This is a genomic window from Pseudomonas sp. G1002, from assembly GCF_013385455.1.
Classification (GTDB): domain Bacteria; phylum Pseudomonadota; class Gammaproteobacteria; order Pseudomonadales; family Pseudomonadaceae; genus Aquipseudomonas.
In genome coordinates this window covers 68,280-88,024 of sequence record NZ_JACAPY010000029.1, presented here as the reverse complement: position 1 = coordinate 88,024, position 19,745 = coordinate 68,280, and the positions used below count along the sequence as shown (strand labels likewise).

17 protein-coding genes are annotated in these 19,745 nt (G+C 61.7%); 2 read left to right on the top strand and 15 right to left on the bottom strand.

Features of this window, described 5'->3' with window-relative positions; all coding sequences use genetic code 11:
• Positions 1-231 precede the first annotated feature (231 nt).
• The 15 genes from HX801_RS19765 to HX801_RS19695 all read right to left on the bottom strand — a co-directional run bounded on the left by HX801_RS19765 (position 232) and on the right by HX801_RS19695 (position 17,605).
• The gene (locus HX801_RS19765) at positions 232-1,170 is read right to left on the bottom strand and encodes a carbohydrate kinase (RefSeq protein WP_177022554.1); all 939 of its coding nucleotides are present in this window, start codon (positions 1,168-1,170) and stop codon (positions 232-234) included.
• Between the two features lie 12 nt (positions 1,171-1,182).
• Positions 1,183-2,664, bottom strand: a complete 1,482-nt coding sequence (xylB, locus tag HX801_RS19760; protein ID WP_177022553.1) for a xylulokinase — start codon at positions 2,662-2,664, stop codon at positions 1,183-1,185.
• 146 nt (positions 2,665-2,810) lie between these two features.
• On the bottom strand, positions 2,811-4,292 hold the full coding sequence (locus HX801_RS19755) for a mannitol dehydrogenase family protein (RefSeq protein ID WP_008436132.1): 1,482 nt from the start codon (positions 4,290-4,292) through the stop codon (positions 2,811-2,813).
• A gap of 18 nt (positions 4,293-4,310) precedes the next feature.
• Positions 4,311-5,414 carry an ABC transporter ATP-binding protein gene (locus tag HX801_RS19750; RefSeq protein ID WP_003215310.1) on the bottom strand — a complete coding sequence of 368 codons (1,104 nt, stop codon included), beginning with the start codon at positions 5,412-5,414 and terminating at the stop codon, positions 4,311-4,313.
• Between the two features lie 147 nt (positions 5,415-5,561).
• Positions 5,562-6,392: a carbohydrate ABC transporter permease gene (locus tag HX801_RS19745; RefSeq protein WP_003215312.1), complete on the bottom strand. Its 831-nt coding sequence runs from the start codon at positions 6,390-6,392 to the stop codon at positions 5,562-5,564.
• A 10-nt stretch (positions 6,393-6,402) separates the two neighbouring features.
• Positions 6,403-7,329: a carbohydrate ABC transporter permease gene (locus HX801_RS19740; protein ID WP_003215314.1), complete on the bottom strand. Its 927-nt coding sequence runs from the start codon at positions 7,327-7,329 to the stop codon at positions 6,403-6,405.
• A gap of 178 nt (positions 7,330-7,507) precedes the next feature.
• Positions 7,508-8,818: a sugar ABC transporter substrate-binding protein gene (locus tag HX801_RS19735; RefSeq protein WP_003215317.1), complete on the bottom strand. Its 1,311-nt coding sequence runs from the start codon at positions 8,816-8,818 to the stop codon at positions 7,508-7,510.
• Between the two features lie 336 nt (positions 8,819-9,154).
• Positions 9,155-10,060, bottom strand: a complete 906-nt coding sequence (locus tag HX801_RS19730) for an AraC family transcriptional regulator (RefSeq protein ID WP_003215319.1) — start codon at positions 10,058-10,060, stop codon at positions 9,155-9,157.
• 71 nt (positions 10,061-10,131) lie between these two features.
• Complete coding sequence (locus HX801_RS19725) at positions 10,132-11,415, bottom strand: glycosyltransferase (protein ID WP_177019831.1); 1,284 nt, start codon at positions 11,413-11,415, stop codon at positions 10,132-10,134.
• 71 nt (positions 11,416-11,486) lie between these two features.
• Positions 11,487-12,569 carry a nucleoside hydrolase gene (locus HX801_RS19720; protein ID WP_008436139.1) on the bottom strand — a complete coding sequence of 361 codons (1,083 nt, stop codon included), beginning with the start codon at positions 12,567-12,569 and terminating at the stop codon, positions 11,487-11,489.
• 27 nt (positions 12,570-12,596) lie between these two features.
• Positions 12,597-13,907 carry an MFS transporter gene (locus tag HX801_RS19715; protein WP_177022552.1) on the bottom strand — a complete coding sequence of 437 codons (1,311 nt, stop codon included), beginning with the start codon at positions 13,905-13,907 and terminating at the stop codon, positions 12,597-12,599.
• Positions 13,908-14,130: 223 nt separating this feature from the next.
• On the bottom strand, positions 14,131-14,763 hold the full coding sequence (locus tag HX801_RS19710) for an N-carbamoylsarcosine amidohydrolase (RefSeq protein ID WP_003215327.1): 633 nt from the start codon (positions 14,761-14,763) through the stop codon (positions 14,131-14,133).
• Positions 14,764-14,901: 138 nt separating this feature from the next.
• Positions 14,902-15,654, bottom strand: coding sequence for an Asp/Glu racemase (locus tag HX801_RS19705; RefSeq protein WP_102606103.1), 753 nt, complete (start codon positions 15,652-15,654; stop codon positions 14,902-14,904).
• Positions 15,655-15,665: 11 nt separating this feature from the next.
• Positions 15,666-16,475, bottom strand: a complete 810-nt coding sequence (locus HX801_RS19700; RefSeq protein WP_177022551.1) for an alpha/beta fold hydrolase — start codon at positions 16,473-16,475, stop codon at positions 15,666-15,668.
• The gene (locus HX801_RS19695) at positions 16,472-17,605 is read right to left on the bottom strand and encodes an FAD-dependent monooxygenase (protein WP_003215332.1); all 1,134 of its coding nucleotides are present in this window, start codon (positions 17,603-17,605) and stop codon (positions 16,472-16,474) included. The genes HX801_RS19700 and HX801_RS19695 overlap by 4 nt, the downstream gene beginning before the upstream one ends.
• Positions 17,606-17,913: 308 nt before the next feature.
• Between HX801_RS19695 and HX801_RS19690 the strand changes: the two genes are divergently transcribed.
• Together HX801_RS19690 and HX801_RS19685 are read left to right on the top strand one after the other, a co-directional pair.
• Positions 17,914-18,966 (top strand): 2,5-dihydroxypyridine 5,6-dioxygenase, encoded by a 1,053-nt coding sequence (locus HX801_RS19690; protein ID WP_003215335.1) that lies wholly within the window; start codon positions 17,914-17,916, stop codon positions 18,964-18,966.
• Positions 18,967-19,155: 189 nt separating this feature from the next.
• Positions 19,156-19,590, top strand: a complete 435-nt coding sequence (locus HX801_RS19685; RefSeq protein ID WP_003215338.1) for a MarR family winged helix-turn-helix transcriptional regulator — start codon at positions 19,156-19,158, stop codon at positions 19,588-19,590.
• The last annotated feature ends 155 nt before the right edge of the window (positions 19,591-19,745 follow it).

The window sequence follows — 19,745 nt, the reverse complement described above, 5'->3', positions numbered from 1 at the left end:
TGCGCGAGCAACCGACGTGGCCAACACTATCCCTACGAACAAGCCAATCTTGATGTTTTTCATAAAATCTCCCGGCAACACAATGACGTCAGCGCCACTTCCTTGCGCACGAGGCGTAACCGGAGTCTTGACCCGAAAACCACGACTGACAACTGTCAAAGTTGACAGGTTGTGGAGGAAAGGAGAAAGGAGTAAATGAGTTGCCCCCGCAGCGCGCGGGGGCAGGCGGGGCTAGTTCAATTGCTGGCGGTAGGGCAGGTCCGGCCCGGTCTTGCTGCAGGTGAGTGCGGCAGCGCGGATGGCGAAGGTGAGCATGCTGCTGATCTGCTCGCGGGTCAGCCGTTGCAGGCCCTCTACCGAGTCCAGTTGCTGCTCGGTCAGCCAGGCAATCAACGCGGCCTGGAACGTATCGCCAGCCCCAACCGTGTCCGCCATGACGACCTTGGCCGCCGGCGCCGACCAGCTGCCGTGCTGGCGGCTGAACACCGTCGCGCCGTCGCCGCCACGGGTCAGGAACACCAGTTGGCAACGGTGTTGCAACCAGCCTTGCAGAATGCTTTCCGGAGCCTGGCCGGGGTAGAGCAGGTGCAGGTCTTCGTCGCTGACCTTGATCAGGTCGGCATGCTTGACCAACTCGGCCACGCGGGCGCGCCATAGCTCGATATTCGGCTCGGGGTTCAGGCGTACGTTGGGGTCGAGGCTGATCAGGCGTTTGCCGCTTTCCCGGCGGACCAGGGCCAGCAGGGTGTCGGCAATCGGCTGCACCACCAGTGAGAACGAGCCGATGTGCACGCCACGCACTTCGTCACCCAACACGGGCAGATGCTCAAGTTGCAACTGGCGGTCAGCGCAGCCTTCACCGCGAAAGCTGTATTGCGGTGAACCGTTGGCGCCCACGGCGACCATTGCCAGGGTGGTGGGCGCTGAGAATTCCACGAGGTAATCCTCGCCCACGCCTTCGTCCTTGAGCACCTGCAACAGGCGTCGGCCCAGATAGTCGTCGGAGATCCCGGCGAAAAAGCCCGCATCGATTCCCAGTCGACGCAAACCTACTGCGACGTTAAACGGCGAGCCGCCGGCAATCGCCTTGTAATTGACCCTGGATGCCTTGCCGCTGGCATCGTCCTCGCTGAAAAAATCAAACAGCGCTTCGCCACATACCAAATACATATTCGTTCGCTCTTAAAGGGATGCCACGTGCTGTTGATAACGCTCATAAGCCTGCTGGTAGGCGCTGACGCTGCCGGCATTTGGCAGTGTGCGGCTGGCTGCGTCGACGCTCACGCAGCGCTGGCACAACTGCGCCAGGCTTTCACCGGACTGGCACCACGCGGCCTGGATTGCCGCACCCAGGGCCGCCGCTTCGCTTTGTTCGGTGCAGACCACTTCGGTGTTCATGATATCCGCGACCATCTGCCGCCACACCGGGCTTTTCGAGCCGCCACCGATCAGGCGGATGCTCTGGCTTTGCAGGCCGGTCTGGCGCAGCAGGTCCAGGCCGTAGCGCAGGCCGAAGGTGGTGCCTTCGACCACGGCGCGGCACAGGTTGGCGCGGGTCAGGTTGGTCATCGTCAGGCCGTGCAGGCTGCCGGTGGCGTGGGGCAGGGCGGGCACCCGCTCGCCATTGAGGAACGGCAGCATGCTCACGCCGTCGGCGCCGATCGGTGCCTGGGCCACCAGCGCGTTGAACGCCGCCAGGTCCAGGTCGAACAGCTCGCGGATGACCCCGGTGGCGTTGGTCAGGTTCATGGTGCAGATCAACGGCAGCCAGCCGCCGCTGGATGAACAGAAAGTCGCCACCGACGCCTGCGGGCTGACGTTGGCCTGATCGGCAAAGGCGTACACGGTACCGGATGAACCCAGGCTCATGGTGATCACGCCGGGGGCGATATTGCCGGTGCCGATGGCGCCCATCATGTTGTCGCCGCCGCCGCTGGACACCCGGGCGTTCGGGTTGATGCCCAGGCGCTCGGCGATGGCTGGCAGGATGGCGCCCACTGGCTGGTTGGCCTCGATCAATTCGGGCAGCGCAGCTTCCAGGCGCCCGTCGGGATCGATGTGGCGCAACAGTGCCAGGTCCCATTCACGGGTGCGCACGTTGAAATAGCCGGTGCCGGAGGCATCGCCGTATTCGGCGCAGGCGCGGCCGGTGAGCCAGTAGTTGAGGTAGTCGTGGGGCAGCAGGATATGCGCGATCCGTGCGAACACCTCCGGGTGCTGTTCGCGGGTCCACAGCAGCTTGGACACGGTGTAGCCCGGCGCGATGGCCACGCCGAGGCGTTCCAGGGAGCCGCTTTCACCGCCCAGGTGTTGCAGCAGGCGATCATTTTCCGGCGCGGTTTCGGTGTCGCACCACAGCTTGGCGGGGCGCAGCACCTGGCCTTGGTCATCCAGCAACACCAGGCCGTGTTGCTGGCCGGAAACGCCGATGGCGAGGATGTCCTGGCCGTCCACCCCGGCCTGTTGCAAGGCGCGGTGAGTGGCTTCGGTAAACGCGTCCAGCCACTCCTGGGTGTACTGTTCGCGGCGGCCATTGGCACCGCTGATCAGCGTGTGGCTGGCGGCGCCCAGGCCCAGGACTTTGCCGCTGCTGGCGTCCAGCACGATGGCCTTGGTGCCCTGGGTGCCGCAGTCGATGCCGAGGTAGAGGTTTTGCTGGGTCATGGTAGGTCGCTCAGCACATTGTTATGGAGAACTCGGTCAGTGTGGGAGCGGGCTTGCTCGCGAATAGGGTGTGTCAGTTATGCAAATATTGACTGATCCACCGCTTTCGCGAGCAAGCCCGCTCCCACATTTTTGATTCGGTTCCGTCAGTTGAGATTGGCGAGCAGCCGCTCCAGCGTTTTGCTCACACCCACATCCTGCAGGCTCTCGAAACACCGCTCAAACGCTGCCACAAACTCGGGCGAGTTGGGAATAGCCGTACCAAAAATCTCTTCCACCCCCAGCAGCCGCTTGCTGATCAACGCATCTTCCGTCACCAGCCCCTGGCAAAACTCGGCGCGAGGGTCTGGAATGCGATAGATCACCCCATTCTCATCCACGCCTTTCAAGTACAACGCCCAGGCCGCCACCACCAGCGCAGCACGCTCGGTCTCGCGACCATCGGCAATCAGGCGGTTGATGGTCGGTACGGTGAACTTGGGAAACTTCGACGAACCATCGGAACACACGCGCTCCAGCTGGTCGGCAATCGCCTGGTTGGAAAAGCGGTCCACCAGGGTCTGCTTGTATTCGGTCAGGTCGATACCCGGAACCGGCGCCAGGTTGGGCGTGACGTCCAGGTCCATGTAGGCGCGCATGTAGGCCACGAACAACGGGTCGTTCATGGTCTCGTGGACGAAGCGATAGCCCTTCAGGAAGCCCAGGTACGTCAATGCCAGGTGGCTGCCGTTGAGCAGGCCGATCTTCATCTCTTCATACGGTGTCACGTCATCGGTGAACTGCACGCCCACCGTCTCCCACGCGGGGCGGCCGTTGACGAACTTGTCTTCCAGCACCCATTGCACAAACGGCTCGCAGACCACCGGCCAGGCGTCGTCGATGCCGTGATCGTCATGCAATTGCAGGCGGTGCGCGGTACTGGTCATTGGCGTGATGCGGTCGACCATCGCATTCGGGAAGCTCACGTTGGCCTTGATCCACTCGTGCAGGTCGGCGTCATGCAGCGCGGCGAAGGCCAGCAACGCCTTGCGGGTCACGGCGCCGTTGTGGGGCAGGTTATCGCAGGACATCACGGTAAACGCCGGCACCCCGGCCGCCCGGCGCTGGGTCAACGCCGCGCAGATAAACCCGAACACGGTTTTCGGCGAGCCCGGGTTGGCCAGGTCATGCTGGATCTGCGGCAGGTGGGCCATGAACTCGCCGTTGCTGTCGTCGATGCAGTAGCCGCCTTCGGTGATGGTCAGCGAGACGATGCGAATCTGCGGGCTGGCCAGCTTGTCGATCAACGCCTGGGCGCCGTCTTCGGCCAGCAGCATGTCGCTGATGGAGCCGATCACGCGCACTTCGGTGTCGTCGGTGTCGCCCAGTTCATACAGGGTGAACAGGTAGTCCTGGCCGGCCAGGTCGTCCCGCGCCTTGCGGTCTTCAGCCCGCAGGCCCACGCCGCAAATGCTCCAGTCCAGGCCCACGCCGGTATTCATCAAGGCATCGGTGTAATACGCCTGGTGGGCGCGGTGAAACCCGCCAACGCCGATGTGCGCGATGCCCTGGCTGGTATTGGCAATCGCATAGGCCGGCAGTTGCACTTCGGGCGCCAGTTGCGTGAGGTTTTGCTTGTTCAGTTTCATCGGGAAATTCTCGCGAAATCAGGCGGCGGCGCGCAGTGGGCGGGCCACGGCAACACCCTCAGCGTCGAACAGATGGCATTGGGTCGGGTCCAGGTACAGCTGCAGGGTCTCGCCATATTGGCTGGCCATGTCGCCACGGATCCGCAGGGTCAACGGCTCCTTGCTGGCGGTAATCACGTGGCAGAAGGTGTCGCTGCCGAGGCGCTCGCCGACGTCGGCGGTGACGGTCAGGGTGGCTTGCCCCGGCGCGGCGATTTCCAGGTGCTCCGGGCGAATGCCCAGGGTCACGGCGCTGCCGACGCTCAAGGTCGCGCTGCTCAGGGGCAGGCTGATGCGGCCGCCGGCGTCCAGTTCGACTTCGCAGCTCTGTGGGTCAACGCGAGTGACCTTGCCCTTGAGGAAACCCATTTTCGGCGTGCCCAAAAAGCCCGCCACAAACAGGTTGGCCGGCTGGTGATACAGCTCCAGCGGCGAGCCCACCTGTTCCACGCGGCCGCTGTTGAGTACGACAACCTTGTCGGCCAGGGTCATGGCTTCGACCTGGTCGTGGGTCACGTAGATCATCGTGGCTTGCAGCTCTTTATGCAGGCGCGACAGCTCCAGGCGCATCTGCACCCGCAGGGCGGCATCGAGGTTGGACAGGGGTTCGTCGAACAGGAAGATCTTCGGGTTACGCACAATCGCACGGCCAATGGCGACACGCTGGCGCTGGCCGCCGGACAACTGCTTTGGCTTGCGCTCAAGCAAAGGGCCCAGCTCCAGGATACGTGCTGCTTCGTTGACCTTGCTCTCGACAATCTTCTTGTCGACGCCGGCCAGGTCCAGGGCAAACGACATGTTCTTGCGCACGCTCATGTGTGGGTACAGGGCGTAGGTCTGGAACACCATCGCCAGGTCGCGCTTGGCCGGGGTGACCTCGGTGATGTCGCGGCCATCCAGCTCGATGGTGCCTTCGGTGACTTCTTCAAGGCCGGCAATCAAGCGCAGCAGGGTGGATTTGCCGCAGCCCGACGGGCCGACGAACACCACGAATTCCTTGTCGTTCACCTCAAGGTCGATGCCCTTGATGATGGAGAAGCCTTCGAAGCCTTTTTGCAGATTCTTGATTTTCAGGTTGGCCATGATGGGCCTCCGCTTGTTGTTATTCGCTAGAGCCAAACACGTCAGCTGTAGGAGCCGGCTTGCCGGCGATGAGGCCCTTGAGCCTTGCGGCGACCTTGAGATCGCCATCGCCGGCAAGCCGGCTCCTACAGAGGTGTGGTTTGGCCGTTATTTCACGGCGCCGAAGGACAGACCGCGGACCAGCTGTTTCTGGCTGATCCAGCCAAAGATCAGGATCGGCGCACAGGCCAGGGTCGACACGGCAGACAATTTGGCCCAGAACAAGCCTTCGGGGCTGGAGTAGGAGGCGATCAATGCAGTGAGCGGCGCGGCGTTGGACGAGGTCAGGTTCAGCGACCAGAACGCCTCGTTCCAGCACAGGATCAGCGACAGCAGCACCGTGGAGGCCAGGCCGCCCTTGGCGATCGGCAGCAGCACCCGGACCATTTCCTGCCACAGGGTGGCGCCGTCCAGGCGGGCGGCCTCGAGGATGTCCTTGGGGATGTCCTTGAAGTAGGTGTAAACCATCCAGACCACGATCGGCAGGTTGATCAGGGTGTAGATGATGATCAGCGCAATGCGTGTATCCAGCAGGCCGAAGCTCTTGGCCAGCAGGTAGATCGGCATCAGTACGCCCACCGGCGGCAGCATCTTGGTGGAGAGCATCCACAGCAGTGTGCCCTTGGTGCGCTTGGTCTCGTAGAACGCCATGGAGTAGGCGGCCGGTACCGAGATCAGCAGGCACAGGGCGGTGGCGCTGAAGGAAATCAGTACCGAGTTCCAGGCGTAGCTGAAGTAGTTGCTGCGCTCGTTGATGTGCAGGTAGTTCTCCAGCGTCGGCGTGAAGATGAACTGCGGCGGCGTGGCGAACGCGTCGATTTCGGTCTTGAAGCTGGTCAGCACCATCCAGAAGATCGGGAAGAAAATCAGGATCGCGATGGCCCAGGCCAGGGTGCCGAGCAACACGCTTTGCAGGCGGCGGGATTGTTGAAGCGTCATGGCGCGGCCCTCAAGGCTTGTCAGTCAGGTTTTTGCCGATCATCCGCACCAGGATGATCGCCGCGATATTGGCGATGACCACGGCAATCAAGCCGCCGGCCGAGGCCATGCCCACGTCGAACTGCACCAGCGCCTGGTTGTAGATCAGGTAGGCGAGGTTGGTCGAGGCGTAGCCGGGGCCACCGTTGGTGGTGGTGAAGATTTCGGCGAACACCGAGAGCAGGAAGATCGTTTCGATCATCACCACCACGGCAATCGGACGTGCCAGGTGCGGCAGGGTCAGGTGCCAGAAGATCGCGATGGCGCCGGCACCGTCGAGGCGGGCGGCTTCCTTCTGTTCCTGGTCGAGGGACTGCATGGCGGTCATCAGCAGCAGGATCGCGAAGGGCAGCCACTGCCAGGACACGATGATAATGATCGACAGCAACGGGTAATGGGCCAGCCAGTCCACCGGCTGGGCGCCGAACAGCTTCCACACGTAGGCGAGGATCCCCGACACCGGATGGAAAATCAGGTTCTTCCAGATCAGCGCACCGACGGTGGGCATGATGAAGAACGGTGAAATCAGCAACACCCGCACCAGGCCGCGACCGAAGAACTCGCTGGCTTCCAGCAGGGCGCTGATCAATACGCCAAACACCACGCTGATCAGCAACACGCTGCCCACCAGCAACAGGGTGTTGGTGGCGCCGGGCAGGAAGCCCGAGTCGGTGATGAAGTAGGTGAAGTTCTCCAGGCCCACGAATTGGTTTTCGCCGGGGTAGAGCAGGTTGTAGCGAATCAGCGAGAAGTACAGGGTCATGCCCAGCGGCACGATCATCCACAGCAGCAACAAGGCCACCGAGGGGCTGACGAGGAACCAGCCGGGGTTGATCAGGCGGCTTTTACGCGGCTTGTCCGGCGTAGCGGTTTGCACTTGGGCAGTGGTGGTATTCATGGTGATCAGGACCAGTCAGGTACATGCGGAATGCGGGTCGGAGTGCGGTCAAATGTGGGAGCTGGCTTGCCTGCGATGAGAGCGCCTCGGTGAAACTGACAGACCGAGTTGTCTGCATCGCGGGCAAGCCCGGCTCCTACATAAAGCGGGTTCCCACATTCAGTGTGGTGAGACCGCTTTACTTGGGATAACCGGCCCGCTTCATTTCGCGTTCGGTGAAGGTCTGTGCATCCGCCAGGGCTTTTTCGGCAGTGGAGCCACCGGTCAGTGCGCTGGAGAAGAACTTGCCGACCTGGGTACCAATCGCCTGGAATTCAGGAATGGTCACCAGCTGGATGCCCACATACGGCACCGGCTTGGCCGACGGGTCTTTCGGGTCGGCGACTTTCAGCGATTCCAGCGTCACCTTGGCAAACGGCGCGGCCTTCATGTATTCGTCGCTGTAGGTCGATTTGCGGGTACCTGGCGGTACGTTGGCAATCCCGTCGGTCTTGGCGACCAACTGGCTGTATTCCTTGGAAGTGGCCCAGGTGGTGAACACCTTGGCAGCGTCCTTGGCTTTGGAACTGGTTGGAATCCCCAGGGACCAGGAGTACAGCCACGAAGTACCTTTGTCGGTCTTCTCGTGCGGGGCAAAGGTGAAGCCGACGTGGTCAGCCACTTTGCTTTGGGTCTTGTCGGTCACGAACGAGCCGGCGACGCTGGCGTCGACCCAGATCGCACACTTGCCGCTGTTGAACAGCGCCAGGTTTTCGTTGAAACCGTTGCTGGAAGCGCCCGGCGGGCCGGATTTCTTCATGTTGTCGACGTAGAAGTTCAGTGCGTCTTTCCACTCTGGCCCGTTGAATTCCGGTTGCCACTTCTCATCGAACCAGCGTGCACCGTAGCCGTTGGCCAGGGTGGTGATCAGCGCCATGTTCTCGCCCCAACCGGCTTTGCCGCGCAGGCACAGGCCGTACTGTTCCTTGTCCTTGTTGGTGAGTTTGGCGGCGAATTCGCCGATCTGGGTCCAGGTCGGGTGCTCGGGCATGGTCAGCCCGGCGTCCTTGAACAGGTCGGTGCGGTAGTAGGTGATGGAGCTTTCGGCGTAGAACGGCAGGGCGTACAGCGAGCCCTTGACGGAAAGGCCGTCACGCACGGAAGGGAAAACGTCGTCCAGGTCGTAGGAAGCAGGCAGGTCCTTCATCGGTTCCAGCCAGCCTTTGGCGCCCCAGAGTGCAGCTTCGTACATGCCGATGGTCAACACGTCGAACTGTCCGCCCTGGGTGGCGATGTCGGTGGTGAGGCGTTGGCGCAGGACGTTTTCTTCGAGTACCACCCAGTTCAGCTTGATCTCCGGATGCTCGGTCTCGAAGGTTTTCGAGAGCTTTTGCATGCGGATCATGTCGCTGTTGTTGACGGTGGCAATGGTCAGGGTTTGCGCGCCAAGACTGACGGCGCTGAGGGTCATGCAGGTGCAGGCAAGCAGAGCTTTGGCTGTGAACTTCATCGCGCACTCCATTTCTGCGCCCAGGGGCTGCAGAAGGACAGTTATTGTTGTTGTGTCTTCCACGACAGCTGGAAGAGTGTGCGTTGATTACAGCCTTCAATTGACGTGCTGACAAATCCTTGAGAGCACTTTTACTGATACTTTTTTGCACTGCATCGGAAAATTGCTGAAACGATTCGCTGGGAGCGATCGGCTTCCTGCGTGAGCGCGATGCAAATGTGGGAGCGGGCTTGCTCGCGAAGGCGGTGAATCAGCCGACATTTGCGCTGCCTGACACACTGCATTCGCGAGCAAGCCCGCTCCCACACAAGCGGGTTCCCACAGGAACGCGCGTTTTCAGGCGAGGTTCTGCTCGGTTAACCGCTGCACCGCCAGGCGCCGGTAGTGCGAGGGGGTCATGCCCTTGAGCTGCTGGAACCGCCGGTTGAAATTGGAGATGTTGTTGAAGCCTGACTCGAAGCACACATCGGTCACGGCTTTGTCACCATCGGCCAGCAGCTCGCAGGACTTGCTGATGCGCAGGCGGTTGACGAATTCGATGAAGGTGCGGCCGGTGGCTTGTTTGAATACGCGGGAGAAATAGGTGGGTTTCATGCCGAGGTATTCGGCCACCTCTTCCAGGGACAGCTCCCGCGCGTAGTGGGCAAAAATGTAGTCCACCGCGCGGTTGGTGCGGTCGATGCTGTGTTCATCCGCCAGTTGCGGCGTGGTCACGCCGGAGAGCAGTTGGTAGTCCTCGCAGGCACTCAGCACTTCCATCAGGATGAAGAAGTGCCCCAGGCGCGCCATGCCTTGTGCGTCCTCGATGCGCTGCATCAGGGTCATGGCCTGGGCGATGGTTTTCTTGCAGCGAAATTCGATGCCGTATTGCGCCCGTTCCAGCAGTGGCGCCAGGGTCTTGAGCTCGGCAAAGACATGGCTGCCGCCGTCGAACAGCTCGTCGGTGAAGTTCACCAGCATGTCGCGCTTGGGCACCACTTCGTCCTCGGCCACCTGGCTGATCCAGTTGTGGGGCAGGTTGGGGCCGGTGAGGAACAGGCTTTCCGGGTAGAAGTTGCCGATGTAGTCGCCGATAAACACCTTGCCGGAGCTGGCAACGATCAGGTGCAGCTCGTATTCCTTGTGGAAATGCCAGCGCACCAACGGGCACGGGAAGCCGTGTTGGCGATAGATGATGGACAGACCGTTGTGATCGTCCATCAGCTCGTAGGAAGGATCGGTGATTCTCGCTGCTCGGGTCATGCTGCAGTCGCTTTATTGTGGTTGCGAAAAGGATAATGCCCCCTTGCGCGCCACCTCGCCAGCGTCTGTGTCTACAGCGTACGGTTTTTCGCCTCGATCCACTGCGCCATGTACTGGGTACTTTTGTGCAGGTGGTGGCGCAGCATGCTGCCGGTGAAATTGTTCCGACGGTGCTCGGCCAACTGGCGGCGGCACTGCTCCAGGCGCTCCACCAGGGCCGGGCCGTGGAGGTCGTGGGCGTAACGGCGGGCCAGTAACTGCCGGCCATCTTCCTGGGCCTGGGTCCAGCGTGGCGGGTCTTGATACAACGCAACCGCCGCAGCCGCCAGTGCAATGGCGCTGTGTTCGACCACGCCGGGCCACGGTTCGCCCATGGCTTCGGCGCCAATCGGTGTGGTAACGCTGGGTGTGCCGCAGAGCATCGCGTCGGCCAGCTTGCCCTTGATCCCGGCACCAAAGCGCAGTGGCGCCAGGCAGATACGCGCAGCGCTCATGACCTGCAATGCATCCTCGGCCCAATTCATCACGTGGAAGCCCTGGGCCGGGTTGTGCAGGGCGGTGGCCTTGGGTGGCGTATAGGCGCCGTACACGTGAAGTTGAGCGCCGGGCAATTGCTGGCGGATCAGCGGCCACACACTGTTCTTCATCCACAACACCGCATCCCAGTTCGGCGCATGGCGGAAATTGCCGATGCTCAGGAAGTGGGCACGGTCCTCAAAGGGGGCAAAGGCTTCGGTGGGCGGCGCCAGCATCAACGGGCACCAGTGGAGCAGGGCAGCGGGCACCTTGAAGTGTTCGGTCAGCAACTGGATTTCCACGTCGGAGATCATCAGGCTGATGTCGCAGCGGTAGATCGCGGCGATCTCGCGCTTGGCCAGGTCGGTGTCGGCCATGTCATCGAATTCGGCGGCCAGGTCCCGGCTGAACAGCGCGTCGAAGTCATCAGCTTCGGGGTGCGCCTTCAGGAAATCCTTGAGGCGCTGGTGGCGGGCGTCCCGCAGGCTTTGCAGGTCGGATGCTTCCAGCACCCGAAGAGCATTCGGGCAGGATTTTTCCACGCGCCAGCCGAACTGTTCTTCCATCATGAAACGGTCGAACAGCACGATATCCGGAGCCAATTGCTGGATAAACGCGTCGAAACTGCTGTTATTCAACTCGATCGCGCATTCGCGAATGCCCAGGGCGGGCAGGTCGGCCTTGTGTTCGCCGGTGACCGCCGGGCTGCTGAAGGTGATGTCCCAGCCTTGGGCCAGGAAACTCTCCAGAATCTGCATCATGTGCCCGCTGGCCGCCGAGGAGCGAGGCTCTGGCCAGACGTAGCCAATGACCAGGACTTTGGTGGCGGGCTGATTCATCGACAACGGATTCCTTGAAGGGCTGGGCAAAGGCGCGCAATTAAACCACAGCCCCTCAAGTTCCGGCGCACTCAGCGGAAGATGTTGACCGGCGTCGGCAGCGTCACCAACCCTACATAACCGTCCCAGAACTGCTTCTGGTCCACCGCGAAGACCACCTTGGCCTTTTGCGTGCCGACCGGCGCGCCTTTCTTGTAGCCCAGTGCCCGGCCATAGTCGGCGCCGAAGGTGGCATCCACGTCCACCCACAGCTCGCGGGATTCGGTGACGATCCCGGGGTTCACGAGAAACAGTGCCGGCAGGCTGTCCCAGGTGAAGCTGTGGTAAGCCGGGTCCTTGGCGAACAGTGGCCCGAACTCGTGCTTGTACAGGTCGGCAATCGGGCCTTTGTGTGCGATCACCCGCTCATACACCGACTTGTCGAAGGTGACTTTCTCACAGACATCGTTGGGAAAAATCACGTGTTCGATGGGCGAGCGCAACACGATCTTCGCGGCCTCCGGGTCGAACCACCAGTTGAACTCCGCCGCCGGCGTGGTGTTGCCCGGAATCTCCAGCGCGCCGCCCATGTACACGATGCGCTTGATCAGCGGCACGATGTCCGGGGCCGAGCGAATCGCCAGGGCAATGTTGGTCAGTGGGCCGACCGCCAGGATCGTTACCTCGTGGGGGTTGGCCCGTACGCTGTCGACGATGAACTGGGCGGCGGTTTCCTTGCGCAGCCTGGTGTGGGTCGCCAGACCGTCCGGTGGCGCGACCAGTTGTGAGGCACTGGTTGGCCGCGGGTTCTTGAACGCACCCGGCCAGCCGGAACCGAACAGGGCTTTTTCCGCCTCATAGGTGGCGTAGTCATGCAGCAGCGGGTAGGCGGCGCCGGAATACACGCCGACTTCCTTCTCCACACCCATGCGTTCCACCGCCTTGAGGGCGTCGACCTGTTCCTGGTCGACCCAGGCGTTGCCGCTGACCAGAGTCATGCCCAGCAGGTCGATGCGTTTTTGCCCGTGCAGCTGGGCGAGCATGATAAAGGCCTGGCCGTCATCGTTGAGCACGTTGAAGTCGGTGTCGAAGATGACCTTTTCTGCGGCCTGCGCCGTACCGGCACACAGGCCCACGGCGACAAGCAGGGCACAGCGCTTGATGAAACCTTGCATGGAGACTCACCCGAAAAATTGTTGTTGTTAACGGTTTACCAGCTTCGCCGGCAAGGCGATCACCAGGAAGCTGCTGAGAATCAGGCAGCCGGCAAAAAACCACAAGGCCCCTGCGCTGCTGCCGGTGACGTCAATCGCCACGCCCATCAACGAGTTGCTCACCAGGCCCGCGATGTTCGCCAGCGAGCAGGCCAGGGCAAAGCCGGTGGCCGCTGCGGTGCCTTTCAGGAAGGTCGCCGGCAGGCTGAAAAACACCGGCACCGCACCGATGATCGCCGCCGAGGCAATCGCAAACAGCGCCACGGTGGCGACCACGTTATGGGTGAAGAACGTGCTGGTAGCCATCGCCGCCGCGCCGATGAAGAACGGCACGATGATGTGCCAGCGGCGTTCGCGGTGTTTGTCGGAGCTGGCGCCGATCAGCAGCATGCCCAAGAGTGCCGCTACGCTGGGCAGGGCCGTGAGGATGCCGATGTGGAAGGTGTCGGTAATCCCGGCGTTGCGGATGAATGTGGGCATCCAGAACCCCATGGCATAGGCACTGAGCAGGATCGAGAAGTCGATACCGCCGAGCATCCACACCTTGAGGTTGAAGAAGCCGTCGCGGAAGCTGTGTTTGCTGCCGGCACCGTCGGCGTCGTCCTTGCGCAGTTCGCTTTCCAGCAGGTTTTTTTCTTCCGGCGACAGCCACTTGGCTTGCTGATAGGTATTGGGCAGCGCCCAGAAGGTCCACACACCGAGCAGCACGCTGGGCACTGCTTCGATCAGGAACAGCCACTGCCAGCCGCGCAGGCCGGCCATGTTGTCGAAGTGGCCCATGATCCAGCCCGACAACGGGCCGCCGATCACGCTGGACAGCGGCAGGCCGATCATGAACAGGGCGATGATCCGCCCCCGGCGATGGGTGGGAAACCAGGTGGTCAGGTAATACAGCACGCCCGGCAGAAACCCGGCTTCGGCCGCACCCAGCAGGAACCGCAGGATGTAGAACTGGGTGGTGGAGGTGACCAGCATGGTGCAGGCCGAAAGCAGGCCCCAGGTGATCATGATGCGGGCGATCCAGATCTTCGCCCCGACCTTTTCCAGGATCAGGTTGCTGGGGACTTCGAAGATGATATAGCCGACAAAGAACAGCCCGGCACCGAGGCCGAACGCGGTTTCGCTGAAGTGCAGTTGGTCGAGCATCTGCAGTTTGGCGAAGCCGATATTGATGCGGTCCAGGTAGGCCGCGAGGTAGCAGAAACACAGGAACGGAATCAGCTTCCAGGTGATCTTGTGGTAGAGCGTGTGGACCGGATCGGCGACCGTAGTCGCGGGCGCTGCATTCGCAATGGGCATTGGGGTGTCTCCTGGCGGTGACTTATGGTTTTTATACGGCCGCTTTTTCAGCACTTCGGAGTGCTGTGAAAGCGACTTCCAAAGGCAGTGACAGAAGACTGAGGTGGCCCTGTTGGAGGTGATCAAGTGTGGGAGCGGGCTTGCTCCCACATTCGACTGCATTCCAGCGTGGGCGCTCAGTTTTTTCCGGACCACGCTCTTTGTCGTGGTTCCTGTTGACGCGTTATTGCTCCTTGAACTTGCTCATCGCCTCCTGCTTGCTCACCACGTCGCCGTACTTGCTGTCGATATCGAACAAGTTGGCTTCATGGGGCGCCGGGTGGCGGTCGCCGACGCATTCGCGCACGACGATGGTACGAAACCCGTGTTGCACCGCATCCACTGCGGTGGCCCGGATGCAGCCGCTGGTGGAACAGCCGGCGAGCACCACGGTGTCGATGCCCTGGGCGTGCAGCATCGGGGCCAGGCTGCTGCCGAAAAACGCGCTGGCGTATTGTTTGGTGATGACCACTTCATTGGCCAGGGGCAGCACTTCGGTGCAGAAGGCGGCGAGGGGGTTACCCTCGACCATGTCTTTCATCACCGGAGCCTTTTTTACCCAGATACCGCCGTCGGCGAAATGGCCCGGATGGTAACGGATATTGGTGTGCACCACGCTGATCCCGTGACGCCTGGCGCAGGCCAGCAGCTCGACGCTTTCGGCCACGGCGATGCGCACTTCGGGGGCAAACAGTGGCGCGCCTTCGGTGGTATAGCCTTGCATGAAGTCGATCATCAGCAGGGCGGATTTTTTGCCGAAGCCGATTCGGTTACCCCAGACGCCCTGGTAGTTGGCGTCGGCGGATTGTTCGCTCATCTTTCAGTCCTCGGTAATGGACAGTGCACATACCCTGTGGCGAGGGAGCTTGCTCCCGTTGGGCTGCGTAGCAGGCCTGTTTTTTTGGGGGCGCTTCGCACCCCAGCGGGAGCAAGCTCCCTCGCCACAAAAGCGTTTTTAGTAGGCTCCCGACAGGAGGGCGCCGGCGCCGGGGACGATGGGTTCCAGGTCCAGGGCCTTGAGCATGGCGTAGGTGGTGGCGATGGCGGCGGTGAGTACCGGCAGGCCGGTCTGGGCTTCGACCTTCGCGACCACGGGCAGCGACTGCATTTGTACGCAGGCCGACAGCACGATTACGTCGACACCTTCCAGGTTCATCCCGGCAACAATCGCCGGCAGGTTGGCCGGGTCGTGGCGGGCCACTGCAAGGTTGTCGGGGATTTCCAGGGCGCGCCAGTCCACCACTTCAAAGCCTTCTTCGCGGATGTAGTTCACCACCAGTTCGGTCAGCGGTTTCATGTACGGCGCGACAATGGCGATGCGTTTGGCGCCCATGACTTTAAGGCCTTCGATCAGGGCGCCGGCACTGGTGATCACCGGGGCGTTGGCGTCGTTGTCGGCGGTGGCCTTGCGCAGGCGTTGCTCGGACTTGCGGTGGTAACCCAGCCCCATGGCCATGATCGCTACCAGGCAGGCGTAGCCCAGCACGTCGACCTTGGCGTCGGACAGTTCGATGGCGCAACGGTCGGACTCACCGTCCATGGCCGCCAGTTCTTCCTTGCGCACTTGCTTCATGCGCATGCGGCTGGAGTGAAAGGTGAAACGTTCCGGGCGGATCGCCTGGCGCGCGTTAAGCATCGCCGGGATCTCGGTTTCCATGGTGGTGTTGGAGCTCGGCACGATCTGGCCGATGCGATAAGGCTTGAGCATGATGGTCTCCGTTATGCAGTCAGGGGCTGGCCGAGGAAGTCGCCGAAGGCAGCGAAAAAGCCTTCAAGGTCGTCCCAGGGGATCATGTGTCCTGCATTTGGCACATGGGCGACCTGTAGGGTCGGCTGTAACTGTCGGACTTCCGCGACATCTTCGGCCTGAATTACACCGCCGCGTCCGGCAACAATCAGCAGGGCAGGAGCCTCCAGGTGAGGCAGGTCCTGATGGAAATCGACGGTATGGAAGTCATTGAACGCACGCACGATCGCCGGCTCGTAGCAGGTGTGCAGCCATTCGGCGCGCAGTTGCAGTTGTTCGTCGGTCCAGGTGGCGCAGAAGGCGCGCATCGCCTCCGCATCCATGCCGACCTGGGATTGACGAATCGAATCGACGTACCACGGCAGTTTGCTTGGGTATTCGCGGCGACCCGGGCCGGACATCGGCGGGTCGATCAACACCATGCGGTTGACACCTTGTGGATGGCGCACCGCACTGCGTACGGCAAACCGCGCGCCCATGGAGTGGCCGACCAGGTGATAGCTGTCGAGCTTCAGGGCGTCGGCAAACGCGCCAATGTCATCGGCGCAGGTGTCGGCGCTGTAGTCCAGTTCCGGTCCGGTGGACGACAGGCCGCGACCGCGTACGTCCAGCACGTAGGTGTCGAAGTGCAAACCCAGGCGTTCCGCGACAAAACCCCACGTAATCGCCGGGCTGGTGATGCCGGGAATCAGGATCAGTGCCGGGCCCTTGCCGCCGTAACGCAGGTAATGCTGGCGGATACCGTTGGCCTGGACATTGCCGCCATAGAGAAAGCTGCTCACGCCGCCACCCCCGATTTCAGTTGCTGGGCGTAGAGGTCATAGCCGTAGACCCAGTCCGGATCTTCCTGGGTGCGCAGCCAGGTGTTGGCGTTGGACACGGCCTGCACCCGGGACGCGCGTTCCTTGCGGTTGGCTTCATACAGCTCGAACGCGGTGCGGTAGTCGCCGATCCCGGTTTCCTGCAGGCAGCGCGTCAGCATCGCGGCGTCTTCGATGGCCATGCCGGCGCCCTGGGCCATATGGGGTTTCATCGGGTGGCAGGCATCGCCCAGCAATACCAGGCGACCACGGCTCCACAACGGCAGCGGGTTGCGGTTGCGCAACGGCCATTTGGTCACGCTTTCGGTGGATTCGATCAGGGCCTGGACGGTCGGGTGGTAGCCCTTGAAGGCGTCGAACATCTCCTCCCGGCTGCTGTCGACGAAGGCGCCCTGGAAGTCCCATTCCGGGTGCGGCACGCCGGTGACGTAGTAGTACTCGTCGCGCTTGCCGGTGGTGTAGTAGACCATCATGTGCCGGTCCTCGGTCCACCACTTGATGCAGTCTTCGAACTTCAGGTCGTACTTGGCCAACTGGTCGCCACGGATCAGCGCACGGTGCGCGACCCAGCCGCTGTACAGCGGTTTTTCGGCACCCAGCAGCTCTTCACGAATGCGCGAGTTGATGCCGTCGGCACCGATTACGATGTCGGCGTAGGTTACCTCGCCGTCGGCGAAAGTCAGGCGCACCTGGGTATCGGTTTCTTCAAGGGTTTCCAGGCGCTTGTTGAAGTGCAGGGTGCCGGGCTTGAGGGTGGACATCTGCAGCGCGTGCAGATCGCCGCGGTGCACGGTGATGTAGGACGCGCCGTAGCCAGTCAGGGGAATGCGTGACAGGTAGTCGCCGGTTTCACCATCGCGGCTGAACCAGTGCTCGGGGTGCGACCCCATCAGGTCCAGCTGTTTTTCGATGCCCATGCGGCGGAAGATTTTCATGATGTTGGGGCCCATGTGGATCCCGGCACCCAGGCGGGAAAACTCCGGCGCCTGCTCGTAGATGTCCACGTCGAACCCTGCCTGTTGCAGCAGGGTGGCAGCGGCGGCACCGCCAAGGCCGGCGCCGACGATTGCGATTTTTTGTGTGCTTCCCATGGGGCGTGGTCCTCTTTTTCGAATAATGGCCGGCGGGGTCTGTCCGCAAGGTTTTTAAAGTGTATACGCTCATTTTTTCAAATGAAAAGCCCACGCCTGAAAAATTGTTTTTTTGGCCATTTCGATCCCCTGTAACCGGTTATCTCCATATATCACTGGGTTTGTGTGGATTCGTAACGTTTTGGCGTGGTGCTTGCAGTCCATGATGAAATCAGTTCTTATCGTGATTAATTGGCGTATACGCTATAAAAACGCACTAGAGTGAAGCGCCCTGCAAGATCTTGGTGCAGCAGCTGAGGAGACAGGAAATGCCGGTAAGTGATTGCGAACTGACCCAGATGTTTGAGCATGTGTTGAAGCTCTCGAAGGTCGACCCGACCCAGAGCGTCGCCGTGCTCAAGAGCCATTACTCCGACCCGCGCACCGTGCGCGCCGCGATGGACGCTGCGCAGCGCCTGGGGGCCAAGGTGTATGCGGTGGAGTTGCCGTCGTTCAACCATCCCCGGGCGATGGGCAATGACATGACCGCCTACTGTGGCGACACTGCCCTGACCGGCAATATCGCGGCGCAGCGGGCGCTGGAAGCGGCCGACCTGATCGTCGACACCATGATGCTGTTGCACTCGCCGGAGCAGGAGCAGATCCTCAAGACCGGCACGCGCATCCTGCTGGCGGTTGAACCCCCGGAAGTGCTGGCGCGCATGCTGCCGACCGAAGAGGACAAAGTGCGCGTGCTGGCCGCTGAAGAACTGCTGAAAAAAGCCCGCTCGATCCACGTCAAATCCCGCGCCGGCAGTGATTTCCGGGCGGCGCTGGGGCAATACCCGTCCGTCACCGAATACGGCTTTGCCGACGAACCGGGGCGCTGGGACCACTGGCCGAGCGGCTTCCTGTTCTCCTGGCCCAATGAGGAAACTGCAGAGGGCGTGCTGGTGCTGGATATCGGCGACATCCTGCTGCCGTTCAAGACCTACACCCGGGAGAAAATCACCCTGGAGATCGAGAAGGGCTTCATCACCAGAATCCACGGTGGTTTCGAGGCCGAATACCTGCGCGACTACATGAAATACTTCAACGACCCCGAGGTATATGGCATCTCCCACATCGGCTGGGGCCTGCAGCCACGGGCGCAATGGACGGCCATGGGCCTGCACGACAAGAACGACGGCATGTGCATGGACGCCCGCGCGTTCTACGGCAACTTCCTGTTCTCCACCGGCCCGAACACCGAAGTCGGCGGCACCCGCAAGACGCCGTGCCACATGGACATCCCGCTGCGCAATTGCGACGTCTACCTCGATGATGAGGCCGTAGTCATCGCCGGCGACGTCGTAGCCCCCAAGGCCTCCCTGGCCCACTAAACATCCAATGTGGGAGCGGGCTTGCTCGCGAATGCGGTACGTCAGTCACACATGCGCCACCTGACACACCGCATTCGCGAGCAAGCCCGCTCCCACATTTCAACCGCGTTCCGGCAATGAGATCCTTGAGTCATTTCCACAACCCCGCCATCATGCCACCCCATCGACCACCGCCTTCCCGAGCCCGCCGTGCCTGATTCCTACGTTTTCTCCGAGCAAGTCGGCCACCTGCTGCGCAAGGCCTACCAGCGTCACCTGGCAATCTTCCAGCAGAACGTCGGCGACTCCCAGCTCACCGCCGTGCAGTTCGTCACTCTGTGCGCCCTGCGCGATCACGGTGCAAGTTCGCTCACCGAACTGGTCAAGGCCACCGCCGTCGACCAGGCGACCATCCGTGGCATCGTCGAACGCCTCAAGGCCCGCGAACTGATCACCCTCGAACCCGACCCGCAGGACAAACGCAAAGTCGTGGTCAACCTATCCGACTCCGGCGCCGCCCTTGTGCAGCAAACCGTGCCCTGCGCCGCCACCATCACCGAACTGACCCTGAGCAACCTCAACCCCGCCGAACGCGTCGCCGTACTCTTCCTGCTACGCAAAATGATCGAAGACCCCCAAACCTGACCCCGATCCCCTGTGGTGAGGAAGCTTGCTCCCGCCGGACTGCGCAGCAGGCCCATCTTTTGGGGTCGCTTCGCAACCCAGCGGGAGCAAGCTCCCTCGCCACAGCTATTCATCCATCTTCTGGCACCGTTTTTGCTCTACGTTGATGTAGTAAC

Bases quoted from the DNA above. Each gene is read 5' to 3' on its own strand.
- HX801_RS19765 (WP_177022554.1), bottom strand. From the start codon at position 1,170: ATGTATTTGGTATGTGGCGAAGCGCTGTTTGATTTTTTCAGCGAGGAC.
- xylB (WP_177022553.1), bottom strand. From the start codon at position 2,664: ATGACCCAGCAAAACCTCTACCTCGGCATCGACTGCGGCACCCAGGGC.
- HX801_RS19755 (WP_008436132.1), bottom strand. From the start codon at position 4,292: ATGAAACTGAACAAGCAAAACCTCACGCAACTGGCGCCCGAAGTGCAA.
- HX801_RS19750 (WP_003215310.1), bottom strand. From the start codon at position 5,414: ATGGCCAACCTGAAAATCAAGAATCTGCAAAAAGGCTTCGAAGGCTTC.
- HX801_RS19745 (WP_003215312.1), bottom strand. From the start codon at position 6,392: ATGACGCTTCAACAATCCCGCCGCCTGCAAAGCGTGTTGCTCGGCACC.
- HX801_RS19740 (WP_003215314.1), bottom strand. From the start codon at position 7,329: ATGAATACCACCACTGCCCAAGTGCAAACCGCTACGCCGGACAAGCCG.
- HX801_RS19735 (WP_003215317.1), bottom strand. From the start codon at position 8,818: ATGAAGTTCACAGCCAAAGCTCTGCTTGCCTGCACCTGCATGACCCTC.
- HX801_RS19730 (WP_003215319.1), bottom strand. From the start codon at position 10,060: ATGACCCGAGCAGCGAGAATCACCGATCCTTCCTACGAGCTGATGGAC.
- HX801_RS19725 (WP_177019831.1), bottom strand. From the start codon at position 11,415: ATGAATCAGCCCGCCACCAAAGTCCTGGTCATTGGCTACGTCTGGCCA.
- HX801_RS19720 (WP_008436139.1), bottom strand. From the start codon at position 12,569: ATGCAAGGTTTCATCAAGCGCTGTGCCCTGCTTGTCGCCGTGGGCCTG.
- HX801_RS19715 (WP_177022552.1), bottom strand. From the start codon at position 13,907: ATGCCCATTGCGAATGCAGCGCCCGCGACTACGGTCGCCGATCCGGTC.
- HX801_RS19710 (WP_003215327.1), bottom strand. From the start codon at position 14,763: ATGAGCGAACAATCCGCCGACGCCAACTACCAGGGCGTCTGGGGTAAC.
- HX801_RS19705 (WP_102606103.1), bottom strand. From the start codon at position 15,654: ATGCTCAAGCCTTATCGCATCGGCCAGATCGTGCCGAGCTCCAACACC.
- HX801_RS19695 (WP_003215332.1), bottom strand. From the start codon at position 17,605: ATGGGAAGCACACAAAAAATCGCAATCGTCGGCGCCGGCCTTGGCGGT.
- HX801_RS19690 (WP_003215335.1), top strand. From the start codon at position 17,914: ATGCCGGTAAGTGATTGCGAACTGACCCAGATGTTTGAGCATGTGTTG.